At 57.6% G+C, this 14,400-nt stretch carries 14 protein-coding genes; 8 read left to right on the top strand and 6 right to left on the bottom strand.

The window, feature by feature from the left end; translation table 11 throughout:
- Position 1: 1 nt before the first annotated feature.
- Positions 2–1,510 carry a hypothetical protein gene (locus tag ACZ9BB_RS11240; RefSeq protein ID WP_476213841.1) on the bottom strand — a complete coding sequence of 503 codons (1,509 nt, stop codon included), beginning with the start codon at positions 1,508–1,510 and terminating at the stop codon, positions 2–4.
- A gap of 252 nt (positions 1,511–1,762) precedes the next feature.
- Here ACZ9BB_RS11240 and ACZ9BB_RS11235 point away from each other — a divergent pair, with 252 nt between their 5' ends.
- Positions 1,763–2,257, top strand: a complete 495-nt coding sequence (locus ACZ9BB_RS11235; RefSeq protein ID WP_476213840.1) for a hypothetical protein — start codon at positions 1,763–1,765, stop codon at positions 2,255–2,257.
- Between the two features lie 176 nt (positions 2,258–2,433).
- Here the strand turns inward: ACZ9BB_RS11235 and ACZ9BB_RS11230 are convergent, their stop codons facing one another.
- On the bottom strand, positions 2,434–2,655 hold the full coding sequence (locus tag ACZ9BB_RS11230) for a cbb3-type cytochrome c oxidase subunit 3 (RefSeq protein WP_476213839.1): 222 nt from the start codon (positions 2,653–2,655) through the stop codon (positions 2,434–2,436).
- A gap of 15 nt (positions 2,656–2,670) precedes the next feature.
- On the bottom strand, positions 2,671–4,098 hold the full coding sequence (gene ccoN / locus ACZ9BB_RS11225; RefSeq protein ID WP_476213838.1) for a cytochrome-c oxidase, cbb3-type subunit I: 1,428 nt from the start codon (positions 4,096–4,098) through the stop codon (positions 2,671–2,673).
- A 428-nt stretch (positions 4,099–4,526) separates the two neighbouring features.
- Here ccoN and ACZ9BB_RS11220 point away from each other — a divergent pair, with 428 nt between their 5' ends.
- The 4 genes from ACZ9BB_RS11220 (at position 4,527) to ACZ9BB_RS11205 (ending at position 8,765) form a co-directional block, all read left to right on the top strand.
- The gene (locus tag ACZ9BB_RS11220; protein ID WP_476213837.1) at positions 4,527–6,200 is read left to right on the top strand and encodes a nitrite/sulfite reductase; all 1,674 of its coding nucleotides are present in this window, start codon (positions 4,527–4,529) and stop codon (positions 6,198–6,200) included.
- Complete coding sequence (locus tag ACZ9BB_RS11215) at positions 6,197–6,691, top strand: DUF934 domain-containing protein (protein WP_476213836.1); 495 nt, start codon at positions 6,197–6,199, stop codon at positions 6,689–6,691. Before ACZ9BB_RS11220 ends, ACZ9BB_RS11215 begins: the two co-directional genes overlap by 4 nt.
- A gap of 315 nt (positions 6,692–7,006) precedes the next feature.
- Entirely contained in the window at positions 7,007–7,975 is a 969-nt protein-coding gene (locus tag ACZ9BB_RS11210; protein WP_476213835.1) for a hypothetical protein, read from the top strand.
- Positions 7,976–8,093: 118 nt separating this feature from the next.
- Complete coding sequence (locus ACZ9BB_RS11205; protein ID WP_476213834.1) at positions 8,094–8,765, top strand: DUF3313 domain-containing protein; 672 nt, start codon at positions 8,094–8,096, stop codon at positions 8,763–8,765.
- Here the strand turns inward: ACZ9BB_RS11205 and ACZ9BB_RS11200 are convergent.
- The 3 genes from ACZ9BB_RS11200 to ACZ9BB_RS11190 form a co-directional block, all read right to left on the bottom strand.
- Positions 8,735–8,908, bottom strand: coding sequence for a hypothetical protein (locus ACZ9BB_RS11200; RefSeq protein ID WP_476213833.1), 174 nt, complete (start codon positions 8,906–8,908; stop codon positions 8,735–8,737). The genes ACZ9BB_RS11205 and ACZ9BB_RS11200 overlap by 31 nt on opposite strands.
- A 212-nt stretch (positions 8,909–9,120) precedes the next feature.
- Positions 9,121–9,546, bottom strand: coding sequence for a YciI family protein (locus ACZ9BB_RS11195; RefSeq protein ID WP_476213832.1), 426 nt, complete (start codon positions 9,544–9,546; stop codon positions 9,121–9,123).
- Positions 9,547–10,086: 540 nt separating this feature from the next.
- Entirely contained in the window at positions 10,087–10,380 is a 294-nt protein-coding gene (locus tag ACZ9BB_RS11190; RefSeq protein WP_476213831.1) for a hypothetical protein, read from the bottom strand.
- A 39-nt stretch (positions 10,381–10,419) separates the two neighbouring features.
- On the opposite strand from ACZ9BB_RS11190, the gene ACZ9BB_RS11185 reads away from it, so the two are divergent.
- The 3 genes from ACZ9BB_RS11185 to ACZ9BB_RS11175 all read left to right on the top strand — a co-directional run bounded on the left by ACZ9BB_RS11185 (position 10,420) and on the right by ACZ9BB_RS11175 (position 14,361).
- A complete protein-coding gene (locus ACZ9BB_RS11185) occupies positions 10,420–12,393 on the top strand; it encodes an S-type pyocin domain-containing protein (RefSeq protein ID WP_476213830.1) in 1,974 nt (657 codons plus the stop codon).
- Positions 12,394–12,395: 2 nt separating this feature from the next.
- Positions 12,396–12,671 (top strand): bacteriocin immunity protein, encoded by a 276-nt coding sequence (locus ACZ9BB_RS11180; RefSeq protein WP_192343199.1) that lies wholly within the window; start codon positions 12,396–12,398, stop codon positions 12,669–12,671.
- A 106-nt stretch (positions 12,672–12,777) separates the two neighbouring features.
- Positions 12,778–14,361 (top strand): bacteriocin immunity protein, encoded by a 1,584-nt coding sequence (locus tag ACZ9BB_RS11175; protein ID WP_476213829.1) that lies wholly within the window; start codon positions 12,778–12,780, stop codon positions 14,359–14,361.
- The last annotated feature ends 39 nt before the right edge of the window (positions 14,362–14,400 follow it).

Genomic DNA, 14,400 nt, shown 5'->3' with positions numbered 1-14,400 from the left:
GCTACAGGGTCAGTCTCAGGAACCATGAAAAAATTAGTTTTTCGGTAGTGTCTGTTCTATGCAGGGTGTAATTGAACATGACGGATCTACCCCGATTTTCTGTTATCCATGCCGGCGGCACAGGCAGATTGGTGAAGTCGGGTTGTGTGATAGTGACTTCATCGCCATAGCGAGTGGTGATACCAAACAGGGCCATACGCACAGTGTAAGTAGCTTCCAGCGTTGGGTAGTAAGCCCTGAGATTGGTTTTGTCCGAATTAAGCGTCGGTTCCGGTAGATGATGTTTTTGCGCGGTGACCGAGATGCGCAGGTTTTCGGAGGGTAGATTCTCGGTGGTACCTGGTAGCTTCACGGTGTAACTGATCTGCGCACCGCTACCGATGCAATCAACCACTTCCTGCCTGGGCACCAGAAATCTCAGTATCTCTCCGGCATAGGCAACGGTTCGAATCTCGCTGCCATAAGTCGAATTGCGCCCGAGCCAATAGACTTTGACAGTTTGCCCGGGGGCGGAGCCGGTGAAGGCGACCTTGACCGTGGCGAACTTGGCCTCATAAAAGTCCCGTTCAAAGTTCAATCGAGTGCCGTTGAGTTCCAAGGCTTCCAACACTTCGGGCGCTTTTAGATCCAGAACGGGTTTTTGGATGTGCACATCGATATAAGTGGTTTTTGACCAGATTGCGAGTGGGCCTGAGTTGTTGCCGATCTGGTCTCTCACTCGAAAGCGCATGGCAAATCGGGGATTGTCACCTTTCTGAAACGCATCGGCGAACAGCTTCAGAACGACGGTGCCGGCTCCGGCCTGGGCAGCCGTGACGGTGTGCAGGATTTCGTGGCCGTCACAATCGAGGGTAATGACGTCGTGTTCGCGTATGTAGCTATAGGTCAACGTGACATCTACCCCTTGCGCGGCGCGAGCGGCATCCACTCCATTGGCGATGACATCTGCCGGAAGCGTCATCAGCAGATAGGGGTTGTCTCCCGAGCCTGTCACCTCGCCGCCAGGACGCGGGGTATTGAAGAGTACGACGCGTGGCAGAGAGGTTTCTTCTGACTGGCTGATCCGCTTCACCCTCAGGCGCAGACGGTTAATGCCATTGCGCAGAAGTCCGCCGGGTACGTTCAGAATGAATCGTTGCGGATCATCAGCTTCATCCGGCTGAATGGTTTTGCCGTCTATCGCCGTCTCTGATTCATTCAGCAGTAAATCCGCCCTGTCACCTCCCGAAAAATTAAACCAAGGGTCGATCCAGACGGGCATCAGTCCATCTACGATGAGCGCTAGTCCGATGCCGCCTTCAGGGTTTTCGGGATGGATAACCGGTTGTTTCCAGCCGGGGATGATCACTTTGTCGATTGCGAAAAGACTGTTATCAACGCTCGCACTGTTCATTCCGCCTATCGGATTCGCAGGCTGGGTAAACGGAGGAGTCAATCCGTAAACGATCATTTTTTTGATGGTCACATAATTGGTTACCCGGCATTTGTTGCGATCGTTCCCACTGTTCATGATGTGCGCTCCTGACTGTACGGATTGAATGTTTTACTCCCGCGTTGGGCAGTGTTATCAAACACCCCGGATATGGATGTTGGCTACTGTCAGATCTGACAGGTGCTCCCCTGAAAAGCAGGTAAAACACGACCATTCGTCGCGTTCATCTGCCCAGGCTCTGTAGCCGTTCGCACCTTTGCCGTACGCGAGCTGTCGGCATCTGCCATGATCGACATTCGCAACATCGCTTCAACCAAAAGGAACACCGCAATGGACGATGTACAGCAACTGGGCGAGATGCTTCGCCACTATGCAGATAGCGAAGCGCACAAGAAGCAACTGTTTGAGTCGCAATCGGCCGTATGGGCGACGCGCATTGGTGAGCTGTTCGATCAGATCCAGCAATGGCTGGCGCCTGTCCTGACTCCGAATCTGTTGGAAGTGAGCCGCGAGGCGTATGTCGCATCCGGGCCGAGCATTCCGGCGGAGACGTCGACGTTCAAGACCGAGAAACTGTCTATTGTGATTGCCGGTAAACCGGTGGAGTTCGTGCCGGACGTGATGGGCGCGGGTGGGCTGATTTCCCTGGCAGTGATGGGCTTGACCGCCGCGCGTTATGGCAGCATTTCGCTGGTGTGCCTGCCGCCCTCCAGCAATTGGCAATGGCGCAAGACCAATGGTTTGAAAGACCCGGATACCTTTGCCTTCGATGCGAACTTCCTGGCGCAGCAACTGCAGAGCTTGATTCCCCGCGAACGTGGCTGAAGCGTGTTATTTGTGACCAACACATAACCACTGTGGGAGCGGGCTTTGTGGCGAGGGGGCTTGCCCCCGTTCGAGTGCGCAGCGCTCGCAGGTCCTGGGTCCGCTGCGCGGCCCAACGGGGGCAAGCCCCCTCGCCACAAGCCCGCTCCCACATTGATCTGCGGCGTTTCCCTGTATCAGATTTCGAGATTGCCCCAACCCGGCTTCACCTCTTCCGGCGCCACAGCGTTCACCTTCTTGCCCGTCGCCAATTCCAGCCGCCGCGCCACCTCGGGGTCATCGGCGAACGGAATCAGGCTGGCATCCTCCAGGCTCTCGGCGGTCTGGTGTTTCAGGCAGTATTCGACCGCCAGCCAAAGCCCCAAAACACCCAATAGATTCAGCGCCATCTCGATCATGTCAGGCTCCTTGCCTCAGGCAATCTGGGCTTCAAGTTCGGCCATTTTCACGTCCGACACCCGCACCGTGTGCCAGGTGTTGTAAGCCATCAGCAGCATGCCGCTGAGGAAGAACACCCCGCCGACAAAGCGCACCACGAACCCCGGATGACTGGCCTGCAAGGCTTCGACGAACGAATAGGTGAGGGTGCCGTCGTCGTTGATCGCCCGCCACATCAAGCCCTGGGTGATGCCATTGACCCACATCGAGGCGATGTACAGCACGGTGCCGATGGTCGCCAGCCAGAAGTGCAGGTTGATCAGCGGCACGCTGTGCATCTGCGTGCGGCCGAAAACTTTCGGGACCATGTGGTAGATCGCGCCAAAGGTGATCATCGCTACCCAGCCCAGGGCACCGGCGTGAACGTGGCCGATGGTCCAGTCAGTGTAGTGGGACAGGGCGTTGACCGTTTTGATCGCCATCATCGGCCCTTCGAAGGTCGACATGCCGTAGAACGCCAGGGACAGCACCAGAAAGCGCAGGATCGGGTCGGTGCGCAACTTATGCCAGGCGCCCGACAACGTCATCATCCCATTGATCATCCCGCCCCAACTCGGCGCCAACAGGATCAGCGACATCGCCATGCCCAGCGACTGCGCCCAGTCCGGCAGTGCGGTGTAGTGCAAGTGGTGCGGGCCGGCCCAGATGTACAGGGTGATCAGCGCCCAGAAATGCACGATCGACAAGCGATAGGAATACACCGGCCGACCGACCTGTTTCGGCACGAAGTAATACATCATCCCGAGGAAGCCGGTGGTCAGGAAGAACCCCACCGCGTTGTGCCCGTACCACCACTGCACCATAGCGTCGGTGGCCCCGGAATACACCGGATACGACTTGAACCAGTCCACCGGAATCGACAGGTGATTGACCACGTGCAGCATGGCGATCACCACAATGAACGCACCGAAAAACCAGTTGCCGACGTAAATGTGTTTGGTCTTGCGCTGCACCACGGTGGTGAAGAACACAATGGCGTAGGCGACCCAGACCACCGTCATCCACACCGCGCCGGAGAATTCGATCTCGGCGTATTCCTTGGTGGTGGTGTAGCCCAGAGGCAGGCTGATCAGCATGACCACGATCACCGATTGCCAGCCCCAGAAGGTGAATGCGGCGAGCTTGTCGGAGTACAGCCGCACCTGGCAGGTGCGCTGCACCGCATAGTAACTGGCGGCGAATTGCGCGCTGCCGGCAAAGCCGAAAATCACCAGGCTGGTGTGCAGCGGGCGCAAGCGGCCGAAGGTGGTCCACGGCAGGTCGAGGTTCATCTCGGGCCACACCAGTTGCGAGGCGATCCACACCCCCATCGCCATCCCGACGACACCCCAGACGATGGTTGCCACGACGAATTGACGGACGACCTTGTAGTTATAGGCCTGTCCGATTGTTGCTGTACTCATGGTCAGTTCTTCCACGGTTGCAAAGTCTTGCCAGGCCACCCGGTCTGGCATGCCATGAACTGTAGAAACCCTGCCGGAAACAAAACAGACTCAGAAAAACCGAGTTTATGCGGATCAGATTCGATGCCAGCCTGCGGCCATAGGCCGCGCCCTGATACGGTTTTTTAGTGGTTAGCTGAATCTGTAACGTGCTGCGCTGCTGCTTCATAGTTGCACCCCAAGAGCGAACCGCAGAGTTCGATACACCGCAATTCCTGTGGGAGCGCCTGTGGCGAGGGGGCTTGCCCCCGTTTGAGTGCGTAGCACTCACAAGAACTCTGGTGCATCAGAGATTTTGGGGCTGCTTCGCAACCCAACGGGGGCAAGCCCCCTCACCACAAGCCGCTCCCACAGGTTCTGTGCAAAATTCCTGATGAGGTGGCAGCCACATGTATCAGTACGATGACTATGACCGGGCGCTGGTGTTCGAGCGTGTTGCGCAGTTTCGCGATCAGGTCGAACGTTTCATGGCCGGGGAATTGAGCGAAGAGGAGTTCTTGCCGCTGCGTTTGCAGAACGGCCTGTACATGCAAAAGCATGCTTACATGCTGCGCGTGGCGATCCCCTACGGCACCCTCGGCGCGCAGCAGTTGCGCACGCTGGCGAGCATCGCCCGGGACTACGATCGTGGCTACGGCCACTTCACCACCCGGCAGAACATGCAGTTCAACTGGATCGAACTGGCCCTGGTGCCGGACATTCTCGAACGTCTGGCCCAAGTCGAAATGCATGCGATCCAGACCTCCGGCAACTGCGTGCGCAATATCACCACCGAAGCCTTCGCCGGAGTGGCGGCGGACGAGCTGATGGACCCGCGCCCGCTGGCGGAGATCCTGCGGCAATGGTCGACCATCAACCCGGAATTCCTGTTTCTGCCGCGCAAGTTCAAGATTGCCATCTGCTCGGCCAGACAGGACCGCGCGGCGATCATGATGCATGACATCGGCCTTTATCTTTATCGCGATGACCGCGGGCAAATGCTCTTGCGGGTGATCGTGGGTGGCGGCTTGGGGCGCACGCCGATCCTCGGTTTGCAGATTCGCGAAGGCTTGCCGTGGCAGCACTTGCTGTCCTATGTCGAGGCGGTGTTGCGGGTCTACAACCGCCATGGGCGGCGCGATAACAAGTACAAGGCGCGAATCAAGATTCTGGTGAAAGCCCTGGGTATCGAAGCGTTCGCCAAGGAAGTGGAGGAGGAGTGGCAGCACCTCAAGGACGGTCCGGCGCAATTGACCGACGTCGAGTATGAGCGTGTCGCCAGTGCCTTCGTGCCCCCCGATTACCGTTCACTGGCCGACACCGACCTGGATTTCGGCACACGCCTGGCCGAGAACCCGGCATTCGCCCGTTGGGTGACGCGCAACGTTCAACCGCACAAGGTGCCGGGTTACGCCAGCGTGGTGCTATCGACCAAACCGGGCATCGCCGCGCCGCCGGGGGATGTCACAGCCGAGCAAATGGACGCGGTGGCCCAGTGGTCCGAGCAGTTCGGTTTTGGCGAAATCCGCATCGCCCATGAACAGAACATCGTGTTGCCGGACGTGCCCAAGGCCGACCTTTATCCACTGTGGTGCCTGGCCTGCGAACAGGGGCTGGGTTGCGCCAACATCGGTTTGTTGACCGACATCATCGCGTGCCCCGGTGGCGACTTCTGCGCGTTGGCCAACGCCAAATCCATCCCCATCGCACAAGCGATTCAGGCGCGTTTCGAGGATCTGGATTATCTGCATGACCTGGGCGATATCAGCTTGAACATCTCCGGTTGCATGAACGCCTGCGGTCACCACCATATCGGCAACATCGGCATTCTTGGCGTCGATAAGAACGGCAGCGAGTGGTACCAGATCACCCTGGGCGGTGCCCAAGGCAAGAACAGCGCGCTGGGCAAAGTCATCGGTCCATCCTTCAGCGCCGCTGAAGTGCCCGATGTCATTGAACGGATCATCGCCACGTTCGTTCGCTACCGCGAGAGCGAGGAGCTGTTCGTCGATACCCTGGCGCGCATCGGTCTGGAGCCGTTCAAGGAACGGGTTTACCCGAAAATGCTGGAGGTGTCGGCATGAACAATCTGCTGCGTTTGCAAGAGGGCGGCGCCGAGTGGGTACGCGACGACCCGTGGCAGTTGATTCGTGAAGCAACCGATGAGTTGCCGACCGGACCGCTGATACTGCCGTTGTCCCAGTGGCTGGCACTTAATGCCGACACCACAACAGCGCTCGAAGGCGTGTGGCTCGGTCCTGATGATGAAGTGACGAACTTGACCCCATGGTTTCCCGACCTGCCGCTGATTGCCCTGGATTTCCCGAGTTTTCGCGATGGCCGCGCTTACAGCCAGGCCTATCTGTTGCGTACGCGTTTGGGTTGGCAAGGCGAATTGCGCGCGATTGGCGATGTACTGCGCGATCAACTCAGCCACATGCGCCAATGCGGTTTCGACAGCTTTGCCGTGCGCGAAGATAAATCCGCTGAAGACGCGCTCAAGGGGCTGGCGGGGATGAGCGTGTTGTACGGGCGCTCGGTGATTGAACCGCGGCCGTTGTTTCGGCGGCGTTGAAGTTTTTTCCGGCAGCTTCAACTGCGATGCACTCTTTGTAACAGCTGGCGAAGCCTGCGTTCGGCTGCGAAGCAGTCGTCAATCCGACTGATGCGGTTTACCTGACGTACCGCAATCTCTGGTTTTACGACTGCTACGCAGCCGAACGCAGCCGAACGCAGCCTCGCAGGCTCGGTAGCTGCTACCTATCGCATTACGGCTTAAGCTCCCTCGTCACAAGGATCTTCCTGGCCCGGTTATTTTTGCTTGGGCCAGTGATGGCATTTTGATAGAGTCCGCGCCTCATAAGGGAGTCAGTAAAGAAAGGAGTCTGGTTTGAGCGTGGGCAAGAAAATTCTGGGACTGATAGCGCTGTTGCTGATGGCAGCCCTGTGGGGCAGTTACTTCTACGTGTTCAAAGAGAACCGCAACGGCCAGCTCGGGGACGCCTTCGACAGCTACGCCTGGTGCGGCACGCCGTCGGCCAGCGATGCCGCAGGGTCGGACAAGGACCGACTGTCGCTGCGCATCACCAACAATGTTCATGGCGAGTTCATGCTCTCGGGCGCGGTGGTCGTCTCCGAGCGAACCTTTGATCGCTATGACCTCGGTCGCAACGAACTGCGGCTGCGCATGGAGCCCATGCAATGGTCCTACGGATTCGCACCGATTCTCATGGAGCAGGTCAAAATCAAACCCCTGAGCCGCAATCTGTCTTCAGCCAACAAAAGTGCCTACGCCGAACTTGAATCCAGACCCATCGACGTCCAGGGGCGGGCGACCGACTTTCCGTTCGACACTTATCGCTACGGCTACAAACCGGTGCTGTATTACCTCAAGGGCAACGAGCGCATCGACCTGCGCTTCAAAAACGTCACTACCAGCATGGCGATGTCCAACACCTTCACGCCGATCCAGAAGTACAACCGTGTCGAGTACATCAACGAGAAAAATTCATTGATTCGCGAGGAAGACTACAAGCCCTACGGCGTCAACGAATGCGCGTTCAGCATCGAGCGCAAGGGCTCGTTCAAGGTGATCGTGTTGATGTTGTTGCTGGTGATGTGCCTGCCGCTGTTGCATGTGTTCTATCGTGATGAGCCGGGCATCGATTTTCTCGCAACGCTGGTGAGTATCGGGGCGATCCGGGTGTTCCTGGTGGGGCCGTTGAACGACTTCCAGCTGTACAGCATCGACTTCCTGTTCGGCGCGGTGATTATCCTGGTGGGCACGGTGTCGTTGATCAAGGCGATGCGGGCGAACAGTCGGCGGGCGTTGGCGGCCAGGAGCGGGTCGTCCTGGTAGGGGCTGAAGGCGGCCTTGTGTGCTGGAGAATATTCGGCATAAAGGCTGCCAAACGCCGGCGAATTGGCTATACCTGTAACTCCAGCCTCATCCCGTGTGGCTTACAAGGAGTGACAGCATGAAGCTTGCGTCAATGATCGGCACTGCGTGCATTGCCTCTCTCGCTTTGGCGGGCTGTACCAGCAAGGTGGTTAAACCGGATGAGTATTCCGGTTTCCTGGGCGACTACAGCCGCCTCAAGGAGGAGAAATCCCCTTCGGGGGCAGAGGTGATGCGCTGGGTCGATCCGAAGATCGATCTTAAGAAATACAAGAGTATTTACGTCGAGCCGACGCAGTTCTACCCCAAGCCACAGCCAACGGTAAAAATCCCGCAAGGCACATTGTCCGGTATCACCGCTTATTACGATCAGGCGCTCAAGCGTGAGGCCGGCAAATCCCTGCCGCTGGCGGCTGGCCCCGGGCCGGGTGTCATCGTGATGCGTGCCGCGATCACTGCCGTCAGCAGTAAAACCGAAAGCCTCAAGCCCTATGAAGTGATTCCCATCGCCTTGGTAGCCGCAGCCGTCAGCACCGCGACGGGTATTCGCGATCAGGAAACCACCCTGGGCACCGAGGCGGTGTTCCTTGATGGCGGCAACAACGCCGTGGTCGCTCAAGTGGTGCGCAAGGGCACGGGCAAGCCGCTGTCCAACGACTCACAGGTGATGAAACCCGATGATGTGAAAAACGTCATCGATGGCTGGGCTTCGGACTTGAATCAGTCGTTTGTGAAGCTCAAGTCCAAATAAGCCGGGCCTGCGACGATGGAGGCGGCATTCATCGTCGCAGGCGAGGCGGGTACCCAATGCGTATCCAGATCCTGAGCTCCCACACCGCAACTGGCGAACAGGGTCATCAGGCTGAAACCGGCTGCACGAATTGCACGCTGCATAACGAACTCCTTATTGAGGACACCTAAGATTCAAGTTAGCAGCTAAACAGGGGGTTGCTTGCGAAACCTGTGTTCGAGTCGAAAGAGATGTCGGCTGACAGTGCGCATTCGCGAGCAGGCTCGCTCCCACAGTTGATTTGCGCCGAACGCAGACTTTGTGTTCGCTGGAGAGTCGGTGTGGGAGCGAACCTGCTCGAAACTTACTGAACTATTCAGTGCTTCTTCGCCTGCGCGCGCACTCGTTCTTCTTGCTCGCGTAACTGCGGTGTGAACTCGGCGCCGAAATCCTCGGCCTCGTACACCTGGCGAATCTCGATTTCGGCCTCGGTACCCGGCATCGGGTTGGGGCAGCGCTTGACCCACTCGATCGCTTCCTCTTTCGACTTCACCTGCCACAACCAGTAACCGGCGATCAGCTCCTTGGTTTCGGCGAACGGGCCGTCGATCACCGTGCGCTTGTCACCTGAAAAGCGCACCCGTGCGCCTTTGCTGCTGGGCTGCAGGCCATCGCAGTCGATGAGGATACCGGCCTTGGCCAACTCCTCGTTGTAATTGCCCATAGCGGTCATCAGTTCTTCGCTGGGCAACACACCGGCCTCGGAATCCGGGCTGGCTTTCACAATGATCATGAATCGCATGGTCTTATCTCCATTGATTTTGAGTGATTCACTGCATAGTCGAACGGGCGTGACTTGAATCGACAATGCACCTGAACAAAAGATTGCCCTTTTCGTTTTAGCAGGCGTTGTAGAGGACAGATGTATTTTCGACATCCTCCTTGCGATCAAGTATTGCTGCGCAGCTAATCCAACGACCAACGGAAGGTTTCCTCCATGCCCAACCTGGAACTGACCAGCCTATAACTATGTACCGCACCTGACTGCGGCTCCATCGACATGCTGTGCCCTACAGACAAGGAGTGACTGTATGGCACAAAACATATTGAACGATGGATCGTCAGGAAGCGTTGTCATCAGGTCGGGACCACCAGCGTCCAGTGGTGGTTCTGGCGGCGTTGCTGGTGGCGGCGGAGGGGTTTCCGGCGGATTCGGTGGTACGAGCAAGAAAAGAAAAAAGGCCCGAAAGCGGGCCTTGGAAGCGGATCGTCAAGCAAAGGAAAAAGCGCGTGTGCAGGCGCAAGCCGAGGCGGCCCAAGCACAGGCAGCCGCGGCGCAGGCTCAGGAACAGGCCCCCGCGCCCACGCGCTGAATCAATTTCTTGCGGGGCTGGCGCAGCGTCATGACACCGTCAGAGCTGAGGTCGACCGTCGCTTTGCCGACAAGGCCGGGCAACTCGCGGCATCCCTTGAACACGAAATCCTCGCCGCGCGACGGCCGCCCGCCAGTGACTATAGCGAGCGCTGGCAGCTTTACCTGATCACCAAGGAAAAAAACGAAATCGACGGGCTCATCGCCCGCAAGACCGCCGAGCTTAATGCAAGGAACGCAGTCGCCCGTTCGTTCGACGGCCATGATCCATTCACCCGTACTTCAAACGATTACCTGACTCGGTTGGGTCAGTTCGGCCAGGCACTCAATGACGGCCATCAGATCTGGGAAAACGCCTACAACGCTGCCCATGAAGCGCGCCTATTATCGGCACAGATAAACGCACTCACCGGCAAATCCAGCGCGATGGCCCGACGCCACGCCGAGCAGACAGTGGTCTGGCGCGAAAGAGAAGCCGTCTGGCAGGCCCAGCGTCAGTACGCCGAGCAGCGAGAAGCTCGGGTGCGCTTCAAGCAGCGGGCCGATGAAGATGCACGGGTTGAACGGGTCAGGCTGGCCAACACACTGACGATCCCCGTGTCTTCGGTGATGGCCGGCGGGATGGCTTTAACGCGCGATGGCGTGTTCGTAGCGCAGCAAGCCGCCGCAGTGCTTGAGACGGCTGTCCAGTCTGCCGTCAACACCCTCATCGATTACGCACGGGTTGCAGTAAAAACAGGGCCGGTGTTCGTCACCGCGATGGTGTATTCGCCAACCCTTGGCAATGGCGAGTTGAGCGCTGAGCAACGTCGGCGTCTGTTCCAGTCAATCGGTGTGCCGGCGCAAGCGCTGGGTCTTGCGGACCAGTCGATCGTCGATGCGGGTGGTTCGGTGGAGGTGGCGTACCGGCTCAAACCTGTAACGGTGGCCCAAGGCACCGCGATCAACGTTGCCAGTACCGGTGGCGAGATAAGTGCGCGTGTTCCGGTCGTCAATGCAGTGCTTGATCCGTTGACCGGTCTCTACAGCGCCGAGATTCCCGGATCGCCAGCCAGGCACCTGCAATTCACCCCGGACACCACTCAGGTTGCCACTGCCAGTCAGCCCGGGCTGAGCGTGTTGATACCCCAGGTCGAGGCCATTGCGGCGGGCGTCGATCTGCGTATCAGCGATTGCATTGTGTGCGTGCCTGATCAGCCGCCGATTTACTTCACCTTCAATCTGCCACCGATAGGCTCGGGCGTCGTCACAGGGGTCGGTAAACCGGCGGCGAATGACTGGTGGAAAACCGCGAGTCAGGCGCAAGGTGCTGCCATTCCCGTGCAGATAGGCGACCAGTTCCGTGGTCGTGAATTCAATTCGCTCGCCGCCTTCGACGAAGCGCTGTGGCGAACGCTCGGCGAGCATCCGGCGCTCATCGCTCAGTTCGATGAGGTAAACAAAAAGCGCATCGAACAAGGCTTCGCGCCGTACGCGCCGAAAAGTACCTGGGTCGGTGAGCGACGCGAGTTCGAACTGCGCTATCAGGAGCGGGCAGAGCTCGGCGCCAATCCTTTCAACCTCGACAAAATCAGCATCACCACGCCGCAAAGTATCCAGGGACGGCTGGGGATCACTCCTGCGGTCCTGCCCTGGCCGATTCGTCCGGTCGGCGTCGGAACCTGGACACCCCTGGTGCCGCCGGGTATCGAACACCTCGGTCCTACAACTTCACCGATCACATTGCCGATTCCTGCGGTTTATCCCGGCGCTCCGGTCATCCCGGTCCTACCACAAAACGAGACGTTTCCGGCTGTTGACGAAGGGCTGATGGGTGCCAATATTCCTGGGTTCCCGGCGGATATGGAATTGCCTTCGTCGGATGTTTTGTTTCTGGATCGACGTGATGATCCAGGTGTGGCGATGGGGTTTGGGCAGTCGGTTTCAGGAATATGGTTGGGGGATGCGGCACGAGCGGAGGGGGCGCCGATTCCCGAGCAGATTGCGGATAAGCTGCGGTGGATGGAATTTCGTAATTTTCATGGATTCAGGCGGGCGTTTTGGAGGGCTGTTGCGGCGGATGTGAAACTGAGGGCTCAATTTACGCCTATCGATTTGCACTTGATGAGAATGGGTAAGGCTCCTTTCTCGTTACCAGAAGATAGAAATGGAGGTCGAATTAAATTCGAAATTCATCATCTTGTAGAAGTTGCACAAGGAGGGGCTGTTTACGATATGGATAATTTGGTGGTGATGACGCCTAAACGGCATATTGATTTTCATGGAAAAGGAAATTGATGATGGTTTTTAAAGAGAAGTTTGAAGACTACACCGAGGCTGAATTTTTAGAATTTCTGCGTGGGCTTTATGAAGAGAGAGATGATTTGTCCGCTGATGCATTTGATGACTTCATAGTCAAGGGTGTATTGCACTTCGAGGAGGTGACTGAACATCCAGATCGATCTGGTGTAATTTTCCAGCCTAAGGAAGGGTGTGAAAGTACCCCGGAAGACGTGCTGAGGGTCATTAAAGAATGGCGCGCACTCAATAACAAACCCGGGTTCAAGCCAGAGTAACTGCCCTGTTTGAAATGCAAACAACTCAAAGGCATCTGCTCATCACACATGAGCAGATGCTGTTATCTGGCAGCCGTTGTGTGCCAGAAACAAGGAAGCGATAAAGATGGAACTTAAAACAACACTCAAAGATTACACCGAATCGGAATTCCAGGCCCTGGTGAACAGAATCTGGGCCGTCGATCTGCCCAAACAGGATCACGACCGACTGATTAATCATTTCGACCGCATCAGCGGCCACCCCCAAGGCGCAGATCTATTGTTCTATCCGCCAGAAAATGAATACAACGTCCATTCTTCGGGTGCGGTTGTGTACTACGTCAAAGACTGGCAGCAAAAACAGGGGCGCGCCGCATTCAAAGGGGAGGGTGTTCCTGTTCCTCGTCCGGTTGCTGCAAGACCGGGAGCACCGTTGACCCCGGCGCAGATGACACAGCAGCGTATCGCCCGCAACCTGGCTGACGTACAGAAAGTCGCTGTAGATCTGGCGGACTCAGAACGGGCGGCAGAAGCGGCACTCAGTGTATTCGAGCAACAGATTAAACACCTGCGTCAGCGACAGAACGCCCAAGTGGACATCCGTAGGCGCGAGGCGGACATCCGTGCTCTGGAGACTTCTGAATTTCAAGCGCGCGTGGCAGCCCGCCGATACGAATTCTGGAAAATGAGCATCGGGTTCAAAAGAGACAGCGCCCGGCGCGACTTGTCCTATGCCCGGTCCGAACACGCGCAATGGCAAAATATCGCCCAGCAGATCAATGCCACTTACGATCGTTATCTGGCGAAATTGAATGAGATCAATCAACGTCTCCACCGCTTGCAGGTGGACGCTGAAGCACTGCTGGTGGTCGTGCAAACACAACTCGTTGATCAGCGTTATCAGCAGGGAGCAGGGCCGACCCAGGCGGGGGAGCTTCTTTTTGCGCCGCTTGCCTTTGCCAATGCGCGACCGGGTATTTTCCTCGATGGCGGCCTTTCGCAACCCCTGGAGACCCATCGGGTAGCATTGCAAAAAGCTATACGCTCGGCGGTGGCGGAGTTTACCTGGCAGACAACCTCGGGAACCCAAGAGCATCAAGGTCAATACGCCGCCGTGCTGCAATTCGATTTTTCCAGTCGGGCCGAGGTGGGGAGGTATGGGCTCAGCGTTCCTCTGCTCGAGTTGCTGCCGATCGAGGGCCAGGACTGGCAAGGCCTGGCCGCGACGGGGGCCGAAGTCGATCTTCCGTTCAGGATGAGCAGCGGCACGTACGCCGTTCCACCAGGGACGATGTCCCAAGGCCTGAGAGAAATAAACACGTTGCTACAGGTAGCCATTACGCCGACTAATGGCAATGTAGTGTCCTCCAGGGTGAGGGTGCGAACTGCTGTCCGGGATGCGCAGATGAAGACTTACTGCTTCACCGCTGACGGGCCGGCCCCGATGACCGTGAGCTGGAGCGCGCCAGCAACCCTTGAAGCCATATCGGCCCTGGCGCCGACCCCTGAGTATCGGCTGGGATTCCTCCGGTCTTCACCTGTGCCCTTGCTGGAGTCTTTCAACGACATCGCTGCGATTCGTTTCGATGACTATGTTGTGGTCTTCCCGCCGGAGTCTGGCCTGGACCCGCTTTACATCATGTTCAGGGACCGGAACGAATACCCCGAAATGGCCATTGCTCAAGCAAGGCCCCTGGCACTGTCGCTTTAACACGGCTGCCCATCAGCCACCCCGCCAAATAAAGGAATG

This window comes from Pseudomonas sp. TE3552, from assembly GCF_056278945.1.
This window is presented reverse-complemented; position numbering and strand designations above follow the sequence as displayed.